General features: G+C 72.3%; 23 protein-coding genes. 10 read left to right on the top strand and 13 right to left on the bottom strand.

The features are described 5' to 3' along the window. Positions 1 to 13: 13 nt before the first annotated feature. The 5 genes from AQJ64_RS10130 to AQJ64_RS10110 form a co-directional block, all read right to left on the bottom strand. Positions 14 to 2173 (bottom strand): caspase family protein, encoded by a 2160-nt coding sequence (locus tag AQJ64_RS10130; RefSeq protein ID WP_055637544.1) that lies wholly within the window; start codon positions 2171 to 2173, stop codon positions 14 to 16. A 3-nt stretch (positions 2174 to 2176) separates the two neighbouring features. Then, positions 2177 to 2566 carry a hypothetical protein gene (locus tag AQJ64_RS10125; protein ID WP_063788845.1) on the bottom strand — a complete coding sequence of 130 codons (390 nt, stop codon included), beginning with the start codon at positions 2564 to 2566 and terminating at the stop codon, positions 2177 to 2179. A 159-nt stretch (positions 2567 to 2725) separates the two neighbouring features. Beyond that, entirely contained in the window at positions 2726 to 3385 is a 660-nt protein-coding gene (locus tag AQJ64_RS10120) for a zf-HC2 domain-containing protein (protein ID WP_055637542.1), read from the bottom strand. Between the two features lie 141 nt (positions 3386 to 3526). Further along, positions 3527 to 4042 carry a hypothetical protein gene (locus tag AQJ64_RS10115; RefSeq protein ID WP_055637541.1) on the bottom strand — a complete coding sequence of 172 codons (516 nt, stop codon included), beginning with the start codon at positions 4040 to 4042 and terminating at the stop codon, positions 3527 to 3529. 157 nt (positions 4043 to 4199) lie between these two features. After that, the gene (locus AQJ64_RS10110) at positions 4200 to 4748 is read right to left on the bottom strand and encodes a sigma-70 family RNA polymerase sigma factor (protein ID WP_055637540.1); all 549 of its coding nucleotides are present in this window, start codon (positions 4746 to 4748) and stop codon (positions 4200 to 4202) included. A 211-nt stretch (positions 4749 to 4959) separates the two neighbouring features. Here AQJ64_RS10110 and AQJ64_RS10105 point away from each other — a divergent pair, with 211 nt between their 5' ends. Beyond that, positions 4960 to 6123: a CapA family protein gene (locus tag AQJ64_RS10105; protein ID WP_055637539.1), complete on the top strand. Its 1164-nt coding sequence runs from the start codon at positions 4960 to 4962 to the stop codon at positions 6121 to 6123. Positions 6124 to 6148: 25 nt separating this feature from the next. Here the strand turns inward: AQJ64_RS10105 and AQJ64_RS10100 are convergent, their stop codons facing one another. Then, positions 6149 to 6619 carry a MarR family winged helix-turn-helix transcriptional regulator gene (locus AQJ64_RS10100; RefSeq protein WP_055637538.1) on the bottom strand — a complete coding sequence of 157 codons (471 nt, stop codon included), beginning with the start codon at positions 6617 to 6619 and terminating at the stop codon, positions 6149 to 6151. Between the two features lie 73 nt (positions 6620 to 6692). Here AQJ64_RS10100 and AQJ64_RS10095 point away from each other — a divergent pair, with 73 nt between their 5' ends. Next, positions 6693 to 7508, top strand: coding sequence for an alpha/beta fold hydrolase (locus tag AQJ64_RS10095; protein ID WP_055637537.1), 816 nt, complete (start codon positions 6693 to 6695; stop codon positions 7506 to 7508). Between the two features lie 9 nt (positions 7509 to 7517). Here AQJ64_RS10095 and AQJ64_RS10090 read toward each other — a convergent pair whose 3' ends face one another. Beyond that, on the bottom strand, positions 7518 to 8003 hold the full coding sequence (locus AQJ64_RS10090; RefSeq protein WP_055637536.1) for a universal stress protein: 486 nt from the start codon (positions 8001 to 8003) through the stop codon (positions 7518 to 7520). 205 nt (positions 8004 to 8208) lie between these two features. Here AQJ64_RS10090 and AQJ64_RS48970 point away from each other — a divergent pair, with 205 nt between their 5' ends. After that, positions 8209 to 8370 carry a hypothetical protein gene (locus AQJ64_RS48970; protein WP_157881120.1) on the top strand — a complete coding sequence of 54 codons (162 nt, stop codon included), beginning with the start codon at positions 8209 to 8211 and terminating at the stop codon, positions 8368 to 8370. 43 nt (positions 8371 to 8413) lie between these two features. Further along, positions 8414 to 9253 carry a polysaccharide deacetylase family protein gene (locus AQJ64_RS10085; RefSeq protein ID WP_055637535.1) on the top strand — a complete coding sequence of 280 codons (840 nt, stop codon included), beginning with the start codon at positions 8414 to 8416 and terminating at the stop codon, positions 9251 to 9253. A gap of 28 nt (positions 9254 to 9281) precedes the next feature. Here AQJ64_RS10085 and AQJ64_RS10080 read toward each other — a convergent pair whose 3' ends face one another. Then, positions 9282 to 9953 (bottom strand): class F sortase, encoded by a 672-nt coding sequence (locus AQJ64_RS10080; protein WP_055637534.1) that lies wholly within the window; start codon positions 9951 to 9953, stop codon positions 9282 to 9284. A gap of 334 nt (positions 9954 to 10287) precedes the next feature. On the opposite strand from AQJ64_RS10080, the gene AQJ64_RS10075 reads away from it, so the two are divergent. Next, positions 10288 to 10794, top strand: a complete 507-nt coding sequence (locus tag AQJ64_RS10075) for a hypothetical protein (protein ID WP_055637533.1) — start codon at positions 10288 to 10290, stop codon at positions 10792 to 10794. Positions 10795 to 10856: 62 nt separating this feature from the next. Here AQJ64_RS10075 and AQJ64_RS10070 read toward each other — a convergent pair whose 3' ends face one another. The 3 genes from AQJ64_RS10070 to AQJ64_RS48965 form a co-directional block, all read right to left on the bottom strand. Beyond that, a complete protein-coding gene (locus AQJ64_RS10070) occupies positions 10857 to 11387 on the bottom strand; it encodes a hypothetical protein (RefSeq protein WP_055637532.1) in 531 nt (176 codons plus the stop codon). A gap of 213 nt (positions 11388 to 11600) precedes the next feature. Further along, positions 11601 to 12365, bottom strand: coding sequence for a bestrophin-like domain (locus AQJ64_RS10065; RefSeq protein ID WP_055637531.1), 765 nt, complete (start codon positions 12363 to 12365; stop codon positions 11601 to 11603). A 100-nt stretch (positions 12366 to 12465) separates the two neighbouring features. Then, a complete protein-coding gene (locus AQJ64_RS48965; protein WP_063808078.1) occupies positions 12466 to 12765 on the bottom strand; it encodes a hypothetical protein in 300 nt (99 codons plus the stop codon). 578 nt (positions 12766 to 13343) lie between these two features. On the opposite strand from AQJ64_RS48965, the gene AQJ64_RS10055 reads away from it, so the two are divergent. From AQJ64_RS10055 to AQJ64_RS10045, 3 genes are all read left to right on the top strand, one after another. Further along, positions 13344 to 14327: an SCO0930 family lipoprotein gene (locus tag AQJ64_RS10055; RefSeq protein ID WP_055636609.1), complete on the top strand. Its 984-nt coding sequence runs from the start codon at positions 13344 to 13346 to the stop codon at positions 14325 to 14327. A 272-nt stretch (positions 14328 to 14599) separates the two neighbouring features. Continuing rightward, positions 14600 to 15412, top strand: coding sequence for an SAM-dependent methyltransferase (locus AQJ64_RS10050; protein ID WP_055636610.1), 813 nt, complete (start codon positions 14600 to 14602; stop codon positions 15410 to 15412). Continuing rightward, positions 15409 to 17544 (top strand): putative bifunctional diguanylate cyclase/phosphodiesterase, encoded by a 2136-nt coding sequence (locus tag AQJ64_RS10045; RefSeq protein ID WP_055636611.1) that lies wholly within the window; start codon positions 15409 to 15411, stop codon positions 17542 to 17544. The genes AQJ64_RS10050 and AQJ64_RS10045 overlap by 4 nt, the downstream gene beginning before the upstream one ends. A 590-nt stretch (positions 17545 to 18134) precedes the next feature. On the opposite strand, the gene AQJ64_RS10040 is transcribed toward AQJ64_RS10045, so the two are convergent. Next, positions 18135 to 18980 carry a LysR family transcriptional regulator gene (locus AQJ64_RS10040; RefSeq protein WP_059202572.1) on the bottom strand — a complete coding sequence of 282 codons (846 nt, stop codon included), beginning with the start codon at positions 18978 to 18980 and terminating at the stop codon, positions 18135 to 18137. Positions 18981 to 19120: 140 nt separating this feature from the next. On the opposite strand from AQJ64_RS10040, the gene AQJ64_RS10035 reads away from it, so the two are divergent. Further along, entirely contained in the window at positions 19121 to 20014 is an 894-nt protein-coding gene (locus AQJ64_RS10035) for an NAD(P)H-binding protein (RefSeq protein ID WP_055636042.1), read from the top strand. Positions 20015 to 20022: 8 nt separating this feature from the next. Here the strand turns inward: AQJ64_RS10035 and AQJ64_RS10030 are convergent, their stop codons facing one another. Then, positions 20023 to 20907 (bottom strand): LysR family transcriptional regulator, encoded by an 885-nt coding sequence (locus AQJ64_RS10030; protein ID WP_055636041.1) that lies wholly within the window; start codon positions 20905 to 20907, stop codon positions 20023 to 20025. Between the two features lie 132 nt (positions 20908 to 21039). On the opposite strand from AQJ64_RS10030, the gene AQJ64_RS10025 reads away from it, so the two are divergent. Then, positions 21040 to 21711: a succinate dehydrogenase gene (locus AQJ64_RS10025; protein ID WP_055636040.1), complete on the top strand. Its 672-nt coding sequence runs from the start codon at positions 21040 to 21042 to the stop codon at positions 21709 to 21711.

Genomic DNA, 21711 nt, shown 5'->3' with positions numbered 1-21711 from the left:
GGCAGGACACGGCTCACCAGATGCTGTTGCCGATCGGATACGCGATCGCCATGATCACGCCCACGACCAGCGCCGGGACGGCCAGCAGCCGCGCCGTCCAGACCATGGATGTCGTGGTGCTCTCCGTGGACGCCGGGTAGCGGCGGGGGCGGGCCGTCAGGTCACGCCGGGCGAGGGTGCACAGCAGCAGCGCCATCGCCGCCGTGACCAGCGAGACGACGAGCGCGGGGAGCATGCCCGAGTCGCTGATGTGCTGTCCGAGGTCGCCCTTCACGTCGTGCAGCGCCTGCACCGCCGTCTTCGCCTTGTACACGGCCCGCGCCGCGGTGCCCACCGAGGCGACGGCCAGCACCAGCGCGACCCCGGCGAGCACCGGCGCCCGCTGCGGGGGCTGCCCCCGCTCCCGGCCCCCGGTGCCGGCCGGTACCGGGGGCCGGGACTTCTCGGCCACGGGTGCGCGCCGGGTGGCGGGTTCCGCGGGGCCGGACGAAAGCTCCGGCACGCGCGCGGGCCCGGGCACCGGCGCGGGTTCGCGCAGGGGCGGGGTCGCGTGGACCGGCGTGGCGGCCGCACCCGGACGGCTCTGGGCGGCACCGCTCTTAGGCGGGGCATGGAGCCCGGCCCCGCCGCCGGTCCCCGGGGCCGTGGGGATTCCGGCCGTGCCGAGGCTGTCCGAAACGGCCGGGTGCCCGCCCTCCGCGGTGCCCTCCGGCACGACCTGGCCGGTACCGGCGCCCTCCGACACCCCGGTGACCTCGGGCGCCGTGTGGATCCCGCTCCGCCCGTCGCCCCGCTCCCGCTCCTCCTGCTCGGCAGGCCGGGTCTTCTCCCGCGGCCGTCGCATCGCCGACGGCGGAGGCGGTGGTGGCGGCGGCTGCTCCGGCTCGGGCGCCGGCAGCGGGGCCGGGGCCGGTACGATCTCCGCCTCCACGTGGAGGGTCACCTCGCTGGTGAGGACGCCCTTCAGCAGCAGCTCCCCGCTCAGCCGGCCCGGCCTGGAGGTGTCGACGCTGATGTCCAGGCCCTCGGGCGACTCCTCGGCCCGCAGCCAGCCGCTCGCCTCGGGGGCGGGATGGGGGGTGCAGGCGCGGGCCAGGGGCGGGCCGAGCAGATGGACCGGCCGGTGCGGGGTCTCGGAGTCCTGCGGCACCCGGCCGAAGTCCATCCGCACCGGATCGGGCCGCAGTTCGGCGTCGGCCAACGCCTTGCGCGCCTCGTCCGAGACCACCCGGATGTCGTTCTGGACGATCTCCTCCAGGGCGTCGCACGCGCCCAGCGCCTTGGCGAGATCGGTGCTCTCCATCCAGGCGCGCAGCTCCGCCACGGCACCCAGCCGGGTGTAGAAGTTGGCGGCCTCCATGGCCTTGCGCAGGGCGGGCGGCACCGGCTTGGCCACGATGCGCCGGCGCCGGCTGTGCGCGAGGTACATGTCGCCCTGCATGTCGACGGTGCGGCCCGGCGTCTGGTGCGGGCTCTGCTGCCGGACATGGTCGAAGACGTACTCGTAGAGCTCGTCCAGGGACACCTCGCCGTCCGCGTCGAGGTCGGCGTCGCCGGTGGTCAGCCCCTCCACGACCGCGTGGGTGAACACGGAGGGCCGTGGTGCGGCGGTCCGGGTGAGCTGGGAGCCCTCGAAGGCGTACTCCATGGAGTTGGAGGCGGTGATCACGGCCCAGCCCCGTCCGCCGCCGAGCTTCTCCCCGGCGAACGACTCCAGCACATGGACGTCCCCCGCGGCACGGACCGAGGACGCACCCCGGGAGAACGCGCCGCCGTAGCAGCAGTCGAGGAACAGCACGGTCCGCCTGGCCCGGGTGCGGAACATGCAGTGCCGGACGAACTGCGCCGAGACCGCCGTCGCCTCCAGCAGCCGGGGTTCGGTGTCCCGGGCCGCGAAATACAGGGATCCGGATTCGCTTTTGAGGCCGTGGCACGAGAAGTGCAGCATCAGTGTGTCCTCGCGCCCGCCCTCGGAAAAGAAGCGCTCGATGCCGCGCCGGATGGCGTCCACCCGTTCGTTTCTCAACACTTCCACATCGAAATCGCCGACCTCGGGATCGCCCAGGACTTCCGCGAGGGACACGGCGTCCTGCGCCGGTGCCCGCAATTGTCCGAGGCCCTGGTCGTCGTACCGGTCATTGGCGATGATCAGCGCATGCCGGGTGGTGGTCATGGCTCACGCCTCGATGGGGGAATGGCGCTGGACGAACAGGTCGAACGCCTCCGACACCTGCTCGGTCGTCGCCTCGGAGATCTCCAGCTGGTCGTTGTCCAGGGTCAGTCGCAGGGTGGGGCGGGTGCCCCGGCAGCGGCCGCGCCATTCCCGGATGGCGTTCATGACCTGGGACAGTCCGGTGGCGGAGCTGCCCAGGCTGACCAGCAGGGCTCCGATCGTGGTGATGTCCACGGCGCGGGCACCCGGTGGGAGTGCCTCCTCGCCGGTGACCGCCCTGACGTCGTCGACGTCGAGCTGCAGCAGTTCTTCGCGCAGAAAGCCGGTCAGTTCCGCGATGTCCTCGGCCCCCGCGCCCTCCTCGGACAGGAGGATTCGCAAAGTCTTTTCCATCGGTGGCTCCACGTCTCGATAACATTTTCTACCGAAACGCGCGCCGTCGCAAATCGCGATATCGCAGCGATTTATCTGCCGGGAAAGGCGCTGGAATCACTGTCCGGGAATGAGGTTGAATTCGACACCGAAGTGACCTGAACTCACTTCGGGCCGGAATCAGCTGGAGGGCAGGGTGACCAGATGCTCGCCCTCGGCGGTGCGCAGCTCGTAGCGGGCGACCTCCTCGGGGTGGTAGGCGGTGCCGCCCTTCATGGTGTTGGGCCGGGCGTCGTGCAGCGGAACGTTCCAGCTCGTGACGGTCTGCTCGGAGCCGTCGTGGCCGACGGCGATCAGCCGGCAGTCACGGGGGCCCGCGCCGTCCTTCACCTTCAGCTCGATGTCGCTGCCCCAGGCCTCGTCCTCGATGGTCACCTGCGCCCACACGCCCGACTTCTCGTCGGTGGCCGTGACCCGTACCGCGTCCTGGCCGTCGTCACCGCCGCCCGCCATCATCGCGACCGCGGGGCCGACGAGCGCGATCACCACGGAGGCCGCCAGGGCGAACATCACCCGCCGGCGGGCGGCCCGGTGCCGGACCGCCACCTCGGCGAGCAGCTTGTCCAGCATCCGCGGCCCGGGACCCGCGAACGGGTGCACGCTGCGCGGGGTGGCCCGCCGGTAGAGCATCATCTGCCGAGCGGTGGGGCCGAACTCGGTGACCTGTGCCGCGCATTGAGGACACTCCATGAGGTGGTCCTCGAAGCGGAAGGCCTCCGCCTCGTCCAGCACGCCGAGCGCGTACGCGCCGACGTCGCGATGCCTCTCCAGGGACCTCATGCCGAAACCTCGTGCCGTTGAGTGCCAGTGGGGTTACTCCTTGCTCCCACCGGTACGGACCAGGCACACGAATCACTCAAGGCGCGTACCGAATCGTGACCCAGATGTTCGGAGCGGCCGGGCTCGCGGATTGGTCGGATTCTAGAAAAGATGGATCGCGAGGTGTCCGAGGGGCAGTCCGAGCTGCCACGCGGGCGTCCAGACCTTGGGTCCCTCGTCCTCGCCGCCCCCCGGAGCGCCACCCGGGACCGCGTTGAGGTCGGGGGCGAGCAGCTCGGTCTCCTCCAGCCAGCGCCAGGCGGCCTCGGCCAGTTCGAGGTCGGGCGAGGGGCCGTCCGACTGCTTCGCCTCGGCGCTCAGTTGGGACATACGGTCGTCGACCCAGTCCTGCCACGGCTGGTCGTACGCCGTGAGCGAAAGCCAGGTCTCGAGTTGGGTGACGACCCGGATGCCGGGGAGTTCGCCGTCGGTGTCGGACAGGAAGATGGTGAGCGCCAGGGCGTCGCGCCCGGCGCGGAACTCGAAGGACGTCGGCGGCATGAGATCGCCGGTCCGCAGCAGTTCGTCGGCGATGTACTCGGCGTACAACCAGGCCATGGGGACGGTGAGTTCACCGCCGTCGGCGCCGTCCGTGCTCTGATGACCTCTGTGCAGCATCCCTTCCTGCCTTCCTCCGGTGCGTGCGCGCAGCCCGTCGCCGGGCCCCTGGAGTCCGGTGGCCGGCCCCCAGACCGGAACACGGATAAGGACACCCGATTACTCAACCGGGGTCCTCGGCAAGGCGCTTTGCGAAGGCTTGACTCAGCCGTGGGTTTCAGCCCAGGTCGGGCGCGTATCCGGGAAGCACCCGGCGCAGGGCGCGCAGCGCGTAGTACGCGCGGGACTTCACGGTACCGGGCGGGATGCCGAGGGCTTCGGCGGCCTCCGCCACACTGGCCCCCTGGAAGTACACGAGCACCAGGACTTCGCGGTGTTCGGGAGTGAGTGTCTTCACAGCCTCGCGCACATCGAGGGCCGCGGCGGCCCGTTCGGCGTGGTCGGCGCAGACCGGCGCGTTCTCCAGCACCGCGTCCCCGACCTCCGGCGGCCTCGCCTGCCGGGCCCGCCGCGCGTCGATCGCGAGCCGCCGGCCGACGGTGAGCAGCCAGGGCCGTACGGAGTCGAAGGCGTCGGTGCGCAGGGCCTCGGGATGCTGCCAGGCGCGGACGAGGGTCTCCTGGACGAGGTCCTCGGCGCGCTGGCGGTCGCCGTCGCAGAGCCGCAGCAGCAGCGCGAAGAGCGGCCGGCCGTGTTCCCGCTGGAGCGCGGCGAGTTCGTGTTCGGCGGTCGTCTTCGTGGCGGCGAGGGCGGTTCCGGCGGTCATGGGCGTATGGCACCGCAAGGCACCGGTTCGGGACAGGGCGCGGACACGGCTCTGCGGCGGACGGTCGATCGCGTCGACGAACGGTTCGACGAACGGTCGGGGCTACGCCGATCGGGCGGCCCGTAGGGAGCGGCGGAGCGGTTCGTCCGGGGGCATGCGCTAGGAGTGGGGCGTGCGTAAATATGACAATCCATCCGAAGTGGGGTGACCCATGCTCGTCGCACGCAGGCACGCGGTGGCCCTGGCGGTGACCGCCCTCCTCGCCGCCGGCGCCGCATGTCAGGCCCATGAGCGGGAGCGGCAGCACCCCCAGCGTCCCGGACCCCCGGCCGCCTCCGCCGCCCGCGGCTTCACCCTCGTGGCCTCCGGCGACATCCTGCCGCACAGCTCGGTCATCGAACGCGCCCAGTTCGACGCCGGTGGCACCGGTTACGACTTCCGCCCCATGTTCGCGGACATCGCGCCCGTCGTCTCCCGGGCCGATCTGGCCCTGTGCCACCTGGGGACCGTGTACGGCGCGAACGGCCTCTACAGCGGCTCCCCCGTCTTCAGGTCCCCGCCCGAGATCGCCCAGGCCCTCGCCGCCACCGGCTACGACGGCTGCGCCACCGCCTCCGACCACAGCCTCGACGACGGCGCCGCCGGAGTGCGGCGCACCCTGGACGCCCTCGACGGCGCCGGCGTACGCCACGCGGGCACCGCCCGCTCCCAGGCCGAGGCCGAAGCCGACGCGGTCGCCCTGCTGCACGCCGGCTCCGCCGAGGTCGCCCATCTCTCCTACACCTACGGCACCGACTCCCCGGTGCCCGCGGAGCAGCCCTGGAGCGTCGGCCTCGTCGACGAGCACCGCATCCTCGCCGACGCCCGAGCCGCCCGGAAGGCGGGCGCCGACGTGGTCGTCGTCTCCGTGCACGGGGGCACGGAATGGCAGGACGCCCCGGACGACCGCCAACTCGCCCTGGCCCGCGCCCTCACCGCCTCCCGTACCGCGGGCCGCCCCGACATCGACCTCCTCCTCGGCGCCCACGCCCCTGTCCCGCAGGCGTACGAGAAGGTCAACGGCACCTGGGTCGTGTACGGCATGGGCGACCAGATCGCCGGTGAGATGGTCAACCCCCAGGGCGTCGAGGATCCGCGCGGCAACGAGTCGACCGTCGCCCGCTTCACCTTCGCCCCGCCCGCGAAGCCCGGCGGCCGCTGGGAGGTGGCCAGGGCGGAGTTCCTGCCGCAGATGTTCGACGTCGACGCGGGCCGGGTGGTGAACCTCAACAAGGCGCTCGCCCGGGGCGCCGGGGTGCAGGGCGTGCGCGACCGGATCCGGGACGTCGTCCTCAGCCGGGGCGCGGCCAAGGACGGGCTGGTGATGGGGGAGTAGCCGACGCCCGCGGTGCCGGTGGGCGTCAGTCCTCGACGTCGACGTGGTCGAAGGTCTTCAGCATCTCCCGCAGTACCCGCACACAGGCCTCTACCTCGGCCTCGGTGAGGTCTCCGCCGACCTGGCGGTTCAGCATGTGCTCGCGGCCGAGGACGAGGGTGACGAGCCGCTGGCCCTCCTCGGTGAGCCGGATCAGGGACGAGCGCTGGTGCGCGGGGTTCGGGACGCCCTCCACCCACCCCCGCTCCGCCGCGTCGTTGACCATGCGCTGGACGAACTGCCGGCTGAGCGCCATGACGCGGGCCATCTGCGGGACGGTCATGTCCCCCTTCCTGCGCAGCAGGTCCAGCACCGAGCGCACCCCCACGGACGCCCCCTCCACCGCCTCGCCCTGCTCCACCTTGCGCAGGGCGCGCCGGTACAGAGGTCCGACGAGGTCGAAGACCTCGGTGAGGCGGTGGCCGAGTTCATCGGGCGGGAGGGGCGCGTCGTTCATCCCCACATCATGCACGCCCGACGGCATGACAACCGGGTTGTCAAAATCGCGCGAAGATGACACCTTGGTTGTCATGACTGCTGTTACGGAACCGAAGTTCTTCACGTCCTCCGACGGCGACCTCGCGTACCACGAGGCGGGCGCGGGCGACCTCGTGGTCCTCGTCCACTCGGGATTCGTCGACCACCGTGTCTTCGACGCCCAGATCCCCGCCCTCGCCGAGACCCACCGGGTGATCGCGGCCGACGTGCGCGGCCACGGCGCCTCCGCCAACGCGACCGGGCCGTTCCGCTGGGCCGACGACGTCGCCGAACTGCTCCGCCACCTCGACGCGGGCCCCGCCGTGCTCGTCGGCGTCTCGATGGGCGGTCGCGTCGTCAGCGACACCCTGCTGGAACATCCGGAACTGGTCCGGGCCGCCGTCGTCTGCGGTGCCTCGACCGGTGACTTCCAGGACTCCGACCCCTGGCACCGGGAGATCCAGGCCGAGATCGCCCGCGCCCTCGCGGTCGGGGACCTCGAAGGCTGGCTCAAGGCCTTCCTCCGCTACGTGCCCGGCCCCCACCGCACCCTCGACGACGTCGACCCGGACATCCCGCGCCGACTGCGCGAGATGGCCCTCCACACCCTCTCCAAGCACACGCCCGGCGAGAAGGACTGGCTCGTGCCGGTGACCGACACCTGGTCCCGCGTACCGAAGATCGACGTCCCGCTCCTCACCCTGAACGGAGCCCTCGACACCGCCGACGTGATCGCCTCGGCACAGCGGCTGGCCGACGAGGCCCGGCACGGGCGCGCCGAACTCATCGACGACACAGGGCACTACCTGAACATGGAGAAGCCGGCGGAGTTCACCGCGGCGATCAGGAACTTCCTGAAGTCCCTCTGAGCCGGACCGCTACGGGACGACCGTCACCGGCCAGCGCCCCGCCTTCACCAGCCGTACCGCGACCGAACCCACGATCCGGTGCCCGGCCTGCTCGGAGGCGCCCACCACCACCGCGTCGGCCTTCAGCTCGTCGGCGGCCTTCACCAGACCGGTGTACGGGTCGCCGTGGAAGGTGTGGAACTCCCAGCGCACGTCGAATATCCCGCGCGTGCGCTCGGCGGCCTCCCGGATCTGCGCGACCAGGTCCTCGGCGATCTCCCCGGTCGTCTCCGCGACCGGCACCCCGAAGGCCGCCCCCGCCGCCATCACCGGCTGCACGTACACCACGGCGAGCAGCGCGTGCTGGCGGCGGGCCAGACCGCCCGCGTAGGCCGCGGCCCGCAGGGAGGATTCCGAGCCGTCGACCCCCACCAGGACGACCTTGGGGCCGTCGGTGCCCCGCTCGAACCGCTGCGAGGGCTCCCGCGAAGGCTGCTGCGCATGCTGTTCCGTCACGGCCCGAGGCTATCGGAACCGCCGGATCCGCCCACCGCCCGGCCCGCGCACCGCCCGCTCGACGGGCGGCCCCACCCCGGTCTTCCTGCCGTCGGTACATGAGCGCCACCGTGGACAGCGCCACGGCCAAGGACTCCACGGGCCCGATACGACGGCCCGCGGACCGCTTCCCCGGCCGGACGCCCGAGGCTTCGCGACCTCCTCCATGGCCCTGGACCGCCTCGGCGACCCCGCCGACGGCGACTGTCTCCTCGTCGAGGCCCAGAGCGAGGACGGACGCCTCCTCACCCCGCTCTCCTTCGTGCCCGGTGCGCCACCGCGACGCCCGGGACTGACCGGCGCTGCGCCGGAGGGTGGAATCGTGTGACCGGTGCGGTGCGCGCGGGGCCGGACGGGCGACTGATGACTGCATGAAGAAGGATCAGTTGTTCACACGGCGCCGGATCCTGCTCGTCGGCGCCACCGCCGCGGCCGGGGCGGCCGGAGCCGCCGGACTGCTCGCCCCGGGGGACGACGAACCGGCCGGCGGCGCAGCGGGTCCGGCGGCCGGCGCCCCGGCCCGGTCCGCGAGGAAGGCCTCCGCGTACCGTCTCCAGCCCCTCACCGGATACGGCCCCCCGAGCGCCGCACCCGACCGGGTCCCGGTCCGCCGCGAACCGCTGATGAGCCTGTCCGGGCGTGGCCGCAGCATGGTGCTGACCTTCGACGACGGCCCCGACCCCCGTTACACGCCGCAGATCCTCGACACCCTCGGCCGCTACGACGTCCGCGCGATGTTCTTCGTGTGCGGGGAGATGGCCGTCGACCACCAGGACCTGCTGGCCCGGATGGCCGACGAGGGCCACGTCGTGGGCAACCACACCTGGTCCCACCCCCTGCTCACCACCCTCTCCCGGCGCCGGATCCGCTCCGAGATGACCCGCACCAGCGACGTCATCGAGACCGGCTACGGAGAGCGCCCCCGCTGGTTCCGCGCCCCCTACGGCGCCTGGAACCGCGCCGCCTTCCAACTGGGCTCCGAACTCGGCATGGAACCCCTCGCCTGGACCGTCGACACCCTCGACTGGACCACCCCCGGCACCCGCAGCATCGTCGACCGGGTCCGGGAGGGCGCCGCCCCCGGGGTCGTGATCCTCTCGCACGACGCCGGCGGCGACCGCACCCAGAGCGTCAAGGCCCTGCGCCGCTACCTGCCCCAGCTGCTGGACTCCGGCTACCAGATCACCGTCCCCCGGCGGCAGCACACCTGAACCGGGCCGCCCGCCCGGCCGGGACCGCTCAGCGGACCTCGACCAGGCGGGCGAAGGCGACGACGTTCCCGTCGTACCCGTTCGCCTTCGAGAAACCGCCCCCGCAGGTGATGACCCGCAGTTCGGGGGCGCCCTTGGAGGCGTAGACACGGTCGCCGGGGAAATTGTTCTTCGCGAAGACCTCGATGCCGTAGATCTCGAAGACCGCCGTCTTCCCGTCCTGGCGCGTGACCTCGACGCGATTCCCCTTCTTCAGGGCGCCCAGTCCGTAGAACACGGCCGGGCCCAGCTTGTTGTCGACGTGGCCGACCACGACCGCCGTCCCCTTCTCGCCCGGCGACACGCCCCCCGTGAACCAGCCGGCCAGGTGGGGGTCCTCCGGCGGCGGGGCCCCCACCCAGCCGTCCGCGTCCAGCCCGACCGGCATCACCGGGGCGTTCACCGAGATGGCGGGGATCACGACCCGGTCCGGCTGGGCGAACGGCAGCGCGGCCGGGGTCCGGCCGAAGGTGCCGGCGGTGGTGCGGCTGTCCGGAGCCGCCGCCGCGGCGGGCTGTGGCGGGCCGATGTCGAATTCCCCCGAACCGTTCCGGATGAGCGCGAGACCGGTCAGCAGAACAAGCGCTATCACCCCCCAGGGGGCACGCTTCCGCTGCCGTTCCTCCTCTTCCGCCCGCTCGGACAGGTCGTAACCGGACATGCCGCATCCCCTTTCGACACGGCCGTCGCCGCGTCCCTTTCGCGCATATCAGAACGCTAAGTCCCGTACCGGAAACCGGCGACGGCTCACGGGCGAACGGGTGTCCGGCGCGCCGTTCGGTGCGCCATCCGGGTCGCCGCCCGGAGGATTTTTCTGACGGTCCGTGACCTGCGGCGATGGGTGATCACGCGCTTTTCCCCCGGCGTGTCCGCTCACCAGGACGGACCATTCCCGAAATGCGGGCGCGTGCACGGCATCTGAGGGTCGTTCCGGGAGGCGTTCTCTCGCCGACAGACCGGGGACGGGACCCGGGGCGCCTTCCGCGGAGGATCACATGCGCACCACTCGTCTTCTGACGGCCGCGGCGGTCTCGGCCGCCGCGGTCGCCGCCCTGGGCCTCGCCGCCCCCGTGGCCGTCGCGCGCGACGGCATGAACGTCAGCCCGAGCAATATCGTCGTGCAGCCCAGCGTGATCGCCCGGGGCGGCCAGATCACGGTGACCGTCGACGGCTGCCCGCAGGGCGGCACCATGACCTCGGACGCCTTCGGGACGGCCACCCTCACCTCGATCAGCGGCACCAACCAGAGCGCCCGGGGCACCGCGACCATCAGCGACAACGCCCGCCCCGGCAGCTACGACCTCACCGTGACCTGCTCGGGCCGCACCCTGGTCAGCCCGCGCGCCTTCACCGTGCTCGGCGGTGTCCGCGGCGGCCTCGGCGGCAGCAGCTCCACCGGTGCCACGCCCACCGACATCGCCATCGGCGGCGGGCTGGTCGCCGCCGCGGTGGCCGGCGGCGGGGTGTTCTGGATGCGCCGCCGGGCCGAACGCCGTATCTGAGGCGCGCTCACACACCGTGGCGCACAGGGTCCGTGACGGCACCGCCCACCCGGGCGGTGCCGTCAGGCCGTGTCCGCGCCCTTGCGGCGGCGCGCGAGGTGGTACGCCGTCCCGACCGATCCCGCGATCAGCGCGGCCCCCAGCCCGATCTGCTTCAGGTCGAACCCGGCGACGGTGCCGCCCTCCCCGGCCTGGACGCCGTGGGGGAGCGGGAAGGGCGTCGGAAGGGGCCCGTGACCGGCGGCGATGGTCAGCTCCTTGACGGCGCTGAGACCGCCGCAGGTGAACGTCACCCGGTACACCGCCCCGGGCTTCGCGTCCCGGTCGACCAGCGTCACCGCCGACGAGGACCCCCGGGGGACGGTGACCGCGTCGAACACACCCGAGGTGACCGTCACCGAGCCCTTGCAGCCGCTGACCTCGCGGTCCACCAGCAGCGTGACCTGGCCGCCCGCCGCGACGGTGGAGGGAAGCACCCGGTATCCCTCGGACATGACGTAGTGGCCGTCGTCGCTCGCGACGGCGGCCGGGACGGTGAGGGTCAGGGCGGTCAGGCCCAGCAGAGCGGCCGAAGCGACGCGTATCGCGCGCATGGTGGTTCCTCCGGTCTTCGAGGAGCCGCGGCGGACCTGTTCCGCTCGTGCCGTGAATGCACCTCGATGACCGAAACGCTAGGAACGGGTGTGCGCCCGCGCGATCGCAGCAGCGCGAATGGGGCACGGATGTGGGCCGACCAGGGGACAGCCGTTCCCGCTGGCGGGGGACGGCTCCGGCGTGGCGGCCGGATCCGTCCCCCCGGCGGTGCGTCAGCCCCCGGCGTGGGGGAACAGGTGCAGGAAGGGTTCGGCGGATGCCGCGATGCCCCGGCTGTAGGGCGCGTCGAAGTCCCAGATGAGGAAGAGCAGGAAGGCGATCAGGGCGGAGAACAGCCCGGCCAGGACCAGTTCCCGGGGCGTCCGCCGGATCTGCAGCGCGAAGACCATGCCGATGGTGATGATCCCGCCGGCCAGCAGCCCGAACCACACCACCCCGGGCATGGTCGCCCCGGTCGAGCCGGCCCGGGCGTTGCGCGCCTGGTCCGCGGCGGCCATCTGGTCCAGGACCGGCTGGTAGGCCTGCGCCTGGAAGTCGTTCGCGGGCCGGTAGTCGGTGACGTCGACCCGGACCTTCTGCAGGAGCGCGTCCCCGCGCTCGGTCACCTCGCCCTTGTCGGCCATCGCCTTCCACTCCGTGGTGACGACGTGTCCGACATAGGCGTTGACATCCGCCCGAATCCGGTCGCGGACATCGGGCGGGTACACCCGCACCCGCTCCGAGATCTCGTGCAGCGCCTGGGCCTCCGCCTGGACGTGGTCCTCGGCGCCGCCCCGCGCGTCCCAGACCCCGGCGATGGCCAGGCCCAGGACGATGGCGTACACCACGCCGATCCACATCGTCATGTACTCGATGACGTCCGGGGTCTCGGACGGGTCCTCGTCCTCGGCGGCCGAGCGGTGCCGCAGAAAGGTCACGGCGACGACGACCGCGCAGGCGGCGAGCATCGCGAGGGTGAGAACAAGCCATTCCGGCAAGACATGCCTCCTGGGGCGGCACTAGCGCGGCCGCAGCGCGGCGACGGCGGCCAGCGCGGGCACGGTGATGAGCAGGACGTAGGTGACCGGAGGGGTGCGGTCACCGGCCGGTCGCGGGCGCGGCTTCGAGTGGTACTCCGGGTAGCTCACGGGGGTCACCGAGGGGCGCGGGGTGGGCCTGGCCGGTGTCGGTTTCGGCTTCGGCGTGGGGGCCGGCCTGGGCGGAGGTGCCGCGGGTGCGGGCGGCGGGGGCGTCGGTGCGGGCCTCGGTCCGAGGCTCGGCTTCGGGGGCGGGGTCGGCCTGGGTGTCGGTTTCGGCGTCGGGGTGGGCTTGGGCTTCGGCGGGGGAGGAGGCGGAGGAGGAGGCGGGGGAGGGGGCGTCGGCGTCGGGACCGGGCACGCCGTGGGCATCGCGGGCTTCGGGAACGTCGGCGCTTTCGGGAAGTCCGGTGATTCCGGGAAGTCCGGTGACGTCGGCGGCGTCGGCCAGGAGTGGCCTCGGCCTCCCGCGACCGCCACCGCCGAGGTGCCGCCCTGGCCCGTGGAGGCGTACGCGCACGCGTCGGCCGCGGCCACCCCGGCCGGCGCGGCCGCGAGGATCCAGGCCGCCGCCGTCAGGGACAACGCCCGGGTGACGAGGGCGGATCGGGTCGGTTCGGGTCCATGCACGACCGAGATCATGCGGTCCGCCGCGTCCCCCTACGCACCCGATGGCCGGGATTGCCCCGAACGGGGGAAGTCCGCGCCCGAAGGTTTGGCGAGCGGGTGTTCGCGCGTCCACCCCAGGTACAGATGTACGACTCCGTGACCGGTGCCGGCGTCCGGCGCGAAGCGGCCCACGGACCGCCCGACCACAGGCGCCGGAAAGATTTTTGTGCCGCGTTTGAACACAACGACCGCCGCCATGCGTACCCAGTGCCGTGCGGCGGCGCAGCAGGGCGCTGCAACATCCTTAGGACTATCGGGGAGTTGTTGACGATGAAGACCTCCTGGCGGAGCGCCTCACTCGTGGCGTGCGCTGTGAGCGTACTGGCGCTGACGACGGCGTGCGGTCAGGAAAGCGGCACGTCCGCGTCCAGCCAGAACGTGGGCGCGACGGCCCAGGCCGGCGGTATCGCGGGTGTCGGCAGCGGCATCGGCGGCGTCGGTACCGGTACGGGTGCCTCGGCGAGCGCGAGTGCGACCGACGCGGCCGGAGCCGGAGCCGGCGCCGGCGCCCAGGGCGCCACCGCGGGCGAGCTGGCGATCAGCACGAACGCCGAACTCGGCAATATCCTGACCGACTCGAAGGGGATGACCCTCTACCGCTTCGACGCGGACACCGCCGAACCGCCGAAGTCGAACTGCGACGGCGACTGCGCCACCACCTGGCCGCCGGTCTCCGCCGACGACGTCTCCGCGGGCGACGGCATCGACAAGTCGCTGCTCGGCGAGGTCACCCGGTCCGACGGCACCAAGCAGCTCACCGTCGACGGCTGGCCTGTCTACCACTACGCCAAGGACGCCAACCCCGGTGACATCACCGGCCAGGGCGTGGGCAACAAGTGGTTCGTGCTGGCCCCCGACGGCAAGAAGGCCAAGGCGGAGTCGGCCTCGGCGGGACTCTCCGTCCGCAACGACCCCAACCTGGGCAAGATCGTCGTCGACAAGAACGGCATGACGGTCTACCGCTTCGTCAAGGACAAGGCGTGGCCCAAGCCGGTGTCGAACTGCAACGACGCCTGCCGTGACAAGTGGCCCATCGTCGACCCGGTGGACTTCTCCCAGACCAAGGGGATCCAGGAGAAGGGCTACATGAACTTCACCCGGTCCGACGGCGACAAGCAGCAGACCATCAACTGCTTCCCGATCTACACCTTCTCCGGTGACAAGTCCCCCGGGGACATCAACGGTCAGGGCGTCGGCGGCACCTGGTACGCCGTGGCCCCGAACGGAGATCTGGTCGGCGCGCCCAAGCAGTAGAGATCACCTCCCCAGGGCTGATCCCCGCACCTGCTGAACGCGCGTCCGACCACAGGTCCGCCCCCTCCACGCCGCACGGAGGGGGCGGATCGCCGTTTCCCCGTTCATGCCGCCTATGCGTAGACTTTCGCCGCCCTTCGAGCGGCCGATCCGGCACGTGCCGCAGGCAGTGACCGGGAACGGACGGTCAATTTCCGTTTCCACTCGCCCCTTTGGCGGGCGATCAGTAGCCTCAGCTCGAACACCGGATCGCCTACGCCTTGGAGAGAGAGATGGAGCGTCCCGCCTGGGCCCCTCGGAGCATCGACATCTCGGTGCCGAGCGTCTCGCGGATCTACGACTACTTCCTGGGCGGTTCGCACAACTTCGAGGTCGACCGGGAAGCGGCCCGCAGGGCGATGGAGTTCACCCCCGGACTGCCGAAGATCATGCAGGCCAACCGGGCGTTCATGCGGCGCGCGGTGCGCTGGGCGGCCGGCGAGGGCATCACCCAGTTCCTCGACGTCGGCTCGGGCATCCCCACCTTCGGCAACGTCCACGAGGTCGCCCGGGCCGCGAGCCCCGGCGCCCGGGTCGTCTACGTCGACCACGACCCGGTGGCCGTGTCGCACGGCCAGGCCGTCCTGGAGGGCGACGAGGACGCGGGCGTGGTCGCCGCCGACCTGTGCAAGCCGCAGGAGATCCTGGGCAGTTCCGAGGTGCGGAGCCTGCTCGACCTGGACCGGCCGGTGGCGCTGCTGCTGGTTGCGATACTGCACTTCGTGGAGGACGCGGACGACCCGTACGCGGCGGTGGCCGAGCTGACCGAGGCGCTGGCGCCCGGCAGTGTGCTCGTCCTGACCCATGCCTCGTACGAGGGAATGCCGGTGGCCCGCGAACAGACCGAGGCGATGGTGGACGTGTACGAGGACATCCGCCTCCCGTTGATCATGCGCACGCGTGACGAGGTCGCGCGGTTCTTCGAGGGGTACGACATGGTGGAACCGGGACTGGTGCCGATGCCACGCTGGCGGCCGGAGACGGACCCCCGGGACGAGGATCCGTACGCGTTCTGCGGGTTCGCCGGCGTGGGGCGTACCGCGTGATGGCCGCGCCGGACGGGCCGGAGGACAGACTGCGCCGGTTCGCGACGATCTGGAGCCGGGCCGTGTTCCCGGTGACGTCGACGTCGCTGACCCGGCCGGAGTTCGAGGAGCAACTCCTCCCGTCGGCCCGGCGGTTGCGGGAGGCTCTGCTGGCGAGGGCCTTCGACGCGGACACCGGCAGAGCGGTCGGCGCGGCCCTCGTCGAGGCGCACTGCACCGACCCCGAGGCGCTCAGCCGCGCCCTCGACTGCGTCGACGCCTATCTGGTGCTCTACTGCGGCGAGGACGGCCCCCAGGAGGAGCTGCGCACCCGGGCGTCCCGGCTCCAGCACGCCATGGCCGCCGGATACGCGCAGGCCCTGCGCGAGCGCACGCTCGCCGAGCAGGAGGCCATCGCCCAGGCCGCACTCCGGGCCCAGGGCGTGGTGGCGCAGGCGCTGCACGCGAGCGAGGCCCGCTTCCGCACGGTCTTCGAAGGCGCCGCGATAGGGATCGGCATGGCCGACCTCGACGGCAACGTCCTCCAGGTCAACGGCGCGCTGCTGCGCATGTTCGGCATCTCCGAGCAGACCATGCACGGCCGTAACGTCAGGGAGTGGACGCACCCCGAGGACGCCCCGCAGACCTGGAAGCTCTACGACGAACTCGTCCGCGGCGAACGCGAGCACTACCACCTCGAAAAGGCGTTCTACCGCCCCGACGGGACGGTCCTGTGGACCAACCTCACGGTGTCCCTGCTCCGGGACGCCGACGGCGAACCGCAGTACCAGCTGGCCCTGATGGAGGACACCACCGAGCGCCGGCTGCTCAACCTGCGGCTGCGCTACGAGGCCACCCACGACGCCCTCACCGGCCTGCCCAACCGCACGCTGTTCTTCGAGCGTCTGGAGAAGGTGCTGGGCGCGGGCGAGAAGCAGGGCTTCGGGCTGTGCTACCTCGACCTGGACGGCTTCAAGACCATCAACGACAGCCTCGGTCACGCGGCCGGCGACCAGCTGCTCGTCGAGGTCGCCGACCGGCTCCAGTCCTGCGCGACCGCGCCCGGTGAGATGGTGGCCCGCCTCGGCGGCGACGAGTTCGTGGCGCTGACCACCGGCACCGAGACCCGCGACGAGGTCGACGAACTCGCCACGCGCATCCAGAACGCCCTGGTCGCGCCGGTGCGCATCGACGGCCGGGAGCTGACCGTGCGCGGCAGCATCGGCATCGTGGAGGGGCGGGCGGGCGAGCACAACGCGGCGGAGGTGCTGCGCAGTGCCGACATCACCATGTACCGGGCCAAGTCGGCGGGCGGCAACCGCTTCGAGCTCGCCGACCCGGAGGCCGACGCCCGCGCGATCACCCGCCACGGGCTCACCACCGCGCTGCCGGCCGCCCTGGAACGCGGCGAGTTCTTCATCGAGTACCAGCCGCTGGTCCACCTCGGCGACGGCAGCGTCCGCGGCGCGGAGGCCCTCGTCCGCTGGCTGCACCCGCAGCACGGGGTGCTCGGCCCCGACCGGTTCATCCCGCTCGCCGAACACACCGGGCTGATCGTGCCCCTCGGCCGCTGGGTCCTGGAACAGTCCGTACGGCAGGCCCGCGCCTGGCGGGAACGGGGCGGGGACACGGACCCGGTGCGCATCAACGTCAACCTCTCGCCGTGCCAGCTCACCCATCCCGGGCTGGTGCAGGACACGGTCGACATCCTGGAACGCGCGGGTGTCGAACCGCAGGCCCTGTGCCTGGAGGTCACCGAGTCCGCCCTGATCGGGGCCGACGACGACCTGCTCAAACCGCTGCGCCGACTGGCGGAGATGGGCATCGACATCGCCCTGGACGACTTCGGCACCGGCTACTCCAACCTCGCCAACCTGCGCCGGCTGCCGGTGAGCGTGCTCAAGCTGGACCGCTCCTTCACCCAGGGCATGCAGCAGTTCCCGGCCGACCCCGTCGACCTCAAGATCGTCGAGGGGATCGTCTCGCTCGCCCACAGCCTCGACCTCGCGGTCACCGTCGAGGGCGTGGAGACCGGCGCCCAGGCCGAACAACTGCGCATACTCGGCTGCGACACCGCCCAGGGCTGGTACTACGCCCGCCCGGGCCCACCGGAACGCCTCCACGAACTGGCGTTGGCGGACGCGACGGGCTGACCGCCCCGGAAGGGAGACGGGGGGCCCACGCCCGATCGGCCCCCCGCAGCCCGTTCCCGACGAACAGCCGACACCCGCCCTGCTTCCGGCAGGACCCAGGGTGACCGACCGTTCTCCGTGGTCGTGACTGAGCGACGACCCGCCGCCCGCGCTGCCCGTGTACGCCCCGCGCGCTGCCCGTGTACGCCCCGCACGGCGCGCTGGACGCCGTCCTCGCCCTCGACAAGCCCGCCATGCTCGCGCCCGCCTGCCGCCTCCACGAGTTCCGCCCCGGTGAGTGGTTCGATCGGGCCCCGCCCGGACCTCGAGCAGCTCGCCCGCGACGCCGACCTGTTCCCGTCGGAGGCCGCGTACCTCCACCGGGTGCCGGCCGCCGACGCCCCGTACCTGCCGACCGCGGGTCTGATCGGCGAGTACGCCCGCCGGGCCGGCGCCCGCCGGCTCCTGCTCGCCCGCCTCCGGCCGGGCACCGACCCCGACCGGACCCGGGACACCGCCGCCGAGGCGTTCCGTCCCCCGTCGGGGTCGCCACCGCGACCTGGTCACCGAGGTCCGCGCCGAGCAGAAGGACTCCCCCCGAGGGACACCGCTCACCCCGCCGCCCGTGCCCCGCGCTCGTCCGCCACCGCCACCGCCGCCCGTACCAGCGCCGCCGTCGCCGTGGAGCGGGACTGCTGGGGCCAGGCGACGGCCAGGACGGCCGGGGGCGCGTCACGGACCGGGCGGTAGACGACACCGGGGCGGGGGTAGCGGCCGGCGACGGACGCGGGCAGCAGGGGGACGGCCTCGCCGAGGGCGACGAGCGTGAGGAGCTGCGCGAGGTCGGCGCCCTTGCCGCGGACCGCGTCGATGTACGCGTACACCGTGTCGGCGCGCAGCCCCAGGTCGGCCAGGCACAGTCCGGCCCGCCCGGCCAGCGGATGGCTCGCGGCGAGGGCGGCGATACGCGGTTCGACGGCCAGCTCCTCCGCGTCGAGACCGGCACGGTCGTACGGCTCGTAGACCAGGGCGACGTCGGCCTCGCCCCGCCGCAGCAGCCGGGACTGCTCGTGCCAGGCGCACAGCCGGACGGAGACCGGCACCGCGGCAGGGTCGGCGGCGTACCGCGCGAGGATCGGCTCCAGCAGCCCGCCGTCGCCGTCGGCCTTCACGGCCAGCGCCAGCTGCGGCCCGGCGGCGGCCGCACGCCGGGCCCGCCGCCCGGCGGCCTCCAGCGCCTCCAGCGCGAACCGGGCCTCCGGCAGCAGGACCTCACCCGCCGGTGTCAACGTCACGCTGTGCGTGGTGCGTTCGAGGAGTACGGCCCCCAGCTCCTCCTCCAGCGCGCGGATCGCCCGCGACAGCGGCGGCGGCGAGATGCCCAACCGCTCCGCGGCCCGGGCGAAGTTGAGCTCCTCGGCGACGGCGACGAAGTAACGCAGCGGACGGGACTCCATGGCGGCCTGCGCTCCTCTGCGACCCCGACGACCGGTATTGCCCTGAGGGTAACAAGCCCGAGCGAAGCGGACCTTCAGTTCACCGGACCGTGGCGGCAGGCTCAGCTGTGTCCAGGCGAGTCTTCTTCCAGGAGTAGTTCATGATCGTGGTCACCACTCCGACCGGGCAGATCGGCCGTGAGGTCGTCGCCCGCCTCCTCGACGCCCCCGAGGGCTCCGCACCGGTCCGGGTGATCGTCCGCGACCCGGCCGCCCTCGCCCCCGACGTGCGGGAGCGCGTGGAGGTCGTCCAGGGGTCGCACGCGGACCCGGCGGTGCTGAAGGAGGCCTGCCAGGGCGCCGACCGGGTGTTCTGGCTGGTCCCGCCGAACCCCGCCGCCGACAGTGTCGAAGGACACTTCCGGGCCTTCACCGAGCCGCTGTGCGAGGTGATCGGGGCGCAGGGCCTGGAGCGGGTCGTGGCCGTCTCCACCCTGGGCCGTGGTGTCGCCAGAAACGCCGGGCTGATCTCCGCGGGGCTGGCCATGGACGAGGCGATCGCCGCCACGGGGGTCCACTACCGGGCACTGTGCCCGCCCTCACTGATGGAGAACGAACTCCGCCAGCTGGCCTCGATCCGCGACGCGGGTGTCTTCTCCACGTCGCTCGTTCCCGACCGTGTGCTGCGCCTGTGCGCCACGCGCGACGTCGGTGCCACGGCCGCCCGCCTGCTGCTCGACGACTCCTGGAGCGGGCAGGAGGACGTTCCGCTGGCCAGTCCCGACGACCTGACCCCCGAAGGCATGGCCGGCGTCCTCTCCGAGGTGCTCGACCGTCCTGTCCGCGTGGAGTTCACCACCCCCGCGGAGCTCGCGGCGCGGTGGATCCGTCTCGGCGCCACCGAGGCATGGGTGCAGGCCTTCGCCGACATGGTCGACGCCCAGAACACGCAGGGCCTCTACGGCGTCGCGCAGCCCAGCACCCCCGACACCGCGCCCACGGGCTTCCGCCAGTGGTGCGAGGAGGTGTTCCGGCCGGCCGCCCTCCAGGGCTGAGCCGGGACTCATCGCTCCAGCAGCATCCGCTGCAACTCGCGCGCCGCCCGCGGCGGTGCCACGTCGCTGCGGTGCGCGAGGGCGATCGTCCGGCGCAGACCGGGCCGGGCGAGCGGGGTGACCCGCAGGCCCCGGCCGGACCGGGCGGCCACCATCCGGGGCACGACGGCCACCCCGAGACCGGCGCGGACGAAGCCGAGGACCGCGTCCATCTCCCCGCCCTCGACCGCGAAATCCGGCTCGAACCCCTCCGCCCGGCAGGCGGCCACGGTCAGTTCCCGCAGGTCGTAGCCGTGCCGGAACATCACCAGACGCTCGCCCTCCAGATCGGCGATCCTGACCGTGCGCCGCCCGTCGCCCGGTTTCGGCGCCTCGGGGGAGGACACCACGACCAGGTCCTCGCGCAGCAGCTCGACCGTGGTCAGCGCGGGGGAGGGCGTCGGCAGGGGCAGCACGACGAGGGCGAGGTCGAGGGCACCGCGAGCGAGCTGTCGTACGAGATCGTGCGAACCGCCTTCCTCGATCAGCAGCCGGATGCCCGGGTAGCGGTCGTGGAAGGCGTGCAGCACGTCCGGCAGCAGACCGGTGCACAGACTCGGGGTGGCCCCGAGCCGCACCCGCCCGCTGCGCAGCTGCACCAGCTCCTGCACCTCGTACCGCGCGGTCTCGGTGTCCGCGAGGATCCGCCGGGCCAGCGGCAGCAGCGCCTCGCCCGCGTCGGTGAGCGTGATGTTGCCGCGCGCCCGCAGGAACAGATCCGCCCCCAACTCCCGCTCCAGCGCCCTGATCTGCTGCGACAGCGAGGGCTGTGCGACATGGACCAGCTCGGCGGCCCGGGTGAAGTGCCGGGTCTCGGCCACCGCCACGAAGTACTGGAGCTGCTGGAACTGCATCCCCCCAGGATAGGCGTCCCGATAGAAGCTGCCTATCGAAACGAGCCGTTTCATGTCTTGGACCGATGGGGCCGAACGGCCCTAGCGTCTGGAGGCATGGCTCTGGCAACACGGACGGACCGACGGCCGTCGATGGCGCGCACCGTGTGGGACTCCTCCGTCGGCAAGAAGACAGTGATGGCCGTCAGCGGCCTGATCATGCTGCTGTACCTGGTCGTCCACATGATCGGAAACCTGAAGATCTTCTTCGGGCCGGGCGAGTTCAACCACTACGCGCACTGGCTGCGCATCGTCGGCGAACCGTTCATGCACTACGAGTGGACGCTGTGGCTGATCCGCGTCGCGCTGGTGGTCGCCGTCGTCGCCCATGCCACCTCCGCCTACCAGCTGAGCCGGCGCGACATCAGGGCGAGGCCCAGCAAGTACGCGCACAAGAAGCCCCGGGCGAGCTACGCGACGCGCACCATGCGCTGGGGCGGGATCATCCTCGGCCTCTTCATCGTCTGGCACATCCTGGACCTGACGACCGGCACCGTGCACAGCGGCGGCTTCCAGGAGGGCCACCCGTACCAGAACGTCGTGGACACCTTCTCCACCTGGTACGGCAACGTCATCTACATCGTCGCGATGCTCGCCCTCGGCCTGCACGTCCGGCACGGCTTCTGGGCCGCCGCCCAGACCCTCGGCGCCGGCAGCCGGACCCGCGACCGCGCCCTGAAGACCACGGCCAACGTCCTCGCGCTGCTGCTCACGGCCGGCTTCATCGCCGTACCCGTGGGCGTCATGACCGGAGTGGTGAGCTGA

Origin of the sequence: Streptomyces griseoruber, assembly GCF_001514205.1 — a bacterium.
GTDB classification, from domain to species: Bacteria; Actinomycetota; Actinomycetes; order Streptomycetales; family Streptomycetaceae; genus Streptomyces; species Streptomyces griseoruber.
Note: the sequence above shows the minus strand (reverse complement) of the source record. Positions and strands in the feature narration are given on the sequence as shown.

What these genes read in the sequence shown, in the direction of transcription:
- AQJ64_RS10085 (WP_055637535.1), top strand. Translation starts at nt 8,414, where the DNA reads ATGAAGAAGGATCAGTTGTTCACACGGCGCCGGATCCTGCTCGTCGGC.
- AQJ64_RS10070 (WP_055637532.1), bottom strand. Translation starts at nt 11,387, where the DNA reads ATGCGCGCGATACGCGTCGCTTCGGCCGCTCTGCTGGGCCTGACCGCC.
- AQJ64_RS10055 (WP_055636609.1), top strand. Translation starts at nt 13,344, where the DNA reads ATGAAGACCTCCTGGCGGAGCGCCTCACTCGTGGCGTGCGCTGTGAGC.
- AQJ64_RS10025 (WP_055636040.1), top strand. Translation starts at nt 21,040, where the DNA reads ATGGCGCGCACCGTGTGGGACTCCTCCGTCGGCAAGAAGACAGTGATG.
- AQJ64_RS10040 (WP_059202572.1), bottom strand. Translation starts at nt 18,980, where the DNA reads ATGGAGTCCCGTCCGCTGCGTTACTTCGTCGCCGTCGCCGAGGAGCTC.
- AQJ64_RS48970 (WP_157881120.1), top strand. Translation starts at nt 8,209, where the DNA reads ATGGCCCTGGACCGCCTCGGCGACCCCGCCGACGGCGACTGTCTCCTC.
- AQJ64_RS10050 (WP_055636610.1), top strand. Translation starts at nt 14,600, where the DNA reads ATGGAGCGTCCCGCCTGGGCCCCTCGGAGCATCGACATCTCGGTGCCG.
- AQJ64_RS10075 (WP_055637533.1), top strand. Translation starts at nt 10,288, where the DNA reads ATGCGCACCACTCGTCTTCTGACGGCCGCGGCGGTCTCGGCCGCCGCG.
- AQJ64_RS10115 (WP_055637541.1), bottom strand. Translation starts at nt 4,042, where the DNA reads ATGCTGCACAGAGGTCATCAGAGCACGGACGGCGCCGACGGCGGTGAA.
- AQJ64_RS10080 (WP_055637534.1), bottom strand. Translation starts at nt 9,953, where the DNA reads ATGTCCGGTTACGACCTGTCCGAGCGGGCGGAAGAGGAGGAACGGCAG.
- AQJ64_RS10095 (WP_055637537.1), top strand. Translation starts at nt 6,693, where the DNA reads ATGACTGCTGTTACGGAACCGAAGTTCTTCACGTCCTCCGACGGCGAC.
- AQJ64_RS10120 (WP_055637542.1), bottom strand. Translation starts at nt 3,385, where the DNA reads ATGAGGTCCCTGGAGAGGCATCGCGACGTCGGCGCGTACGCGCTCGGC.
- AQJ64_RS10130 (WP_055637544.1), bottom strand. Translation starts at nt 2,173, where the DNA reads ATGACCACCACCCGGCATGCGCTGATCATCGCCAATGACCGGTACGAC.
- AQJ64_RS10110 (WP_055637540.1), bottom strand. Translation starts at nt 4,748, where the DNA reads ATGACCGCCGGAACCGCCCTCGCCGCCACGAAGACGACCGCCGAACAC.
- AQJ64_RS10105 (WP_055637539.1), top strand. Translation starts at nt 4,960, where the DNA reads ATGCTCGTCGCACGCAGGCACGCGGTGGCCCTGGCGGTGACCGCCCTC.
- AQJ64_RS10035 (WP_055636042.1), top strand. Translation starts at nt 19,121, where the DNA reads ATGATCGTGGTCACCACTCCGACCGGGCAGATCGGCCGTGAGGTCGTC.
- AQJ64_RS10100 (WP_055637538.1), bottom strand. Translation starts at nt 6,619, where the DNA reads ATGAACGACGCGCCCCTCCCGCCCGATGAACTCGGCCACCGCCTCACC.
- AQJ64_RS10030 (WP_055636041.1), bottom strand. Translation starts at nt 20,907, where the DNA reads ATGCAGTTCCAGCAGCTCCAGTACTTCGTGGCGGTGGCCGAGACCCGG.
- AQJ64_RS10125 (WP_063788845.1), bottom strand. Translation starts at nt 2,566, where the DNA reads ATGGAAAAGACTTTGCGAATCCTCCTGTCCGAGGAGGGCGCGGGGGCC.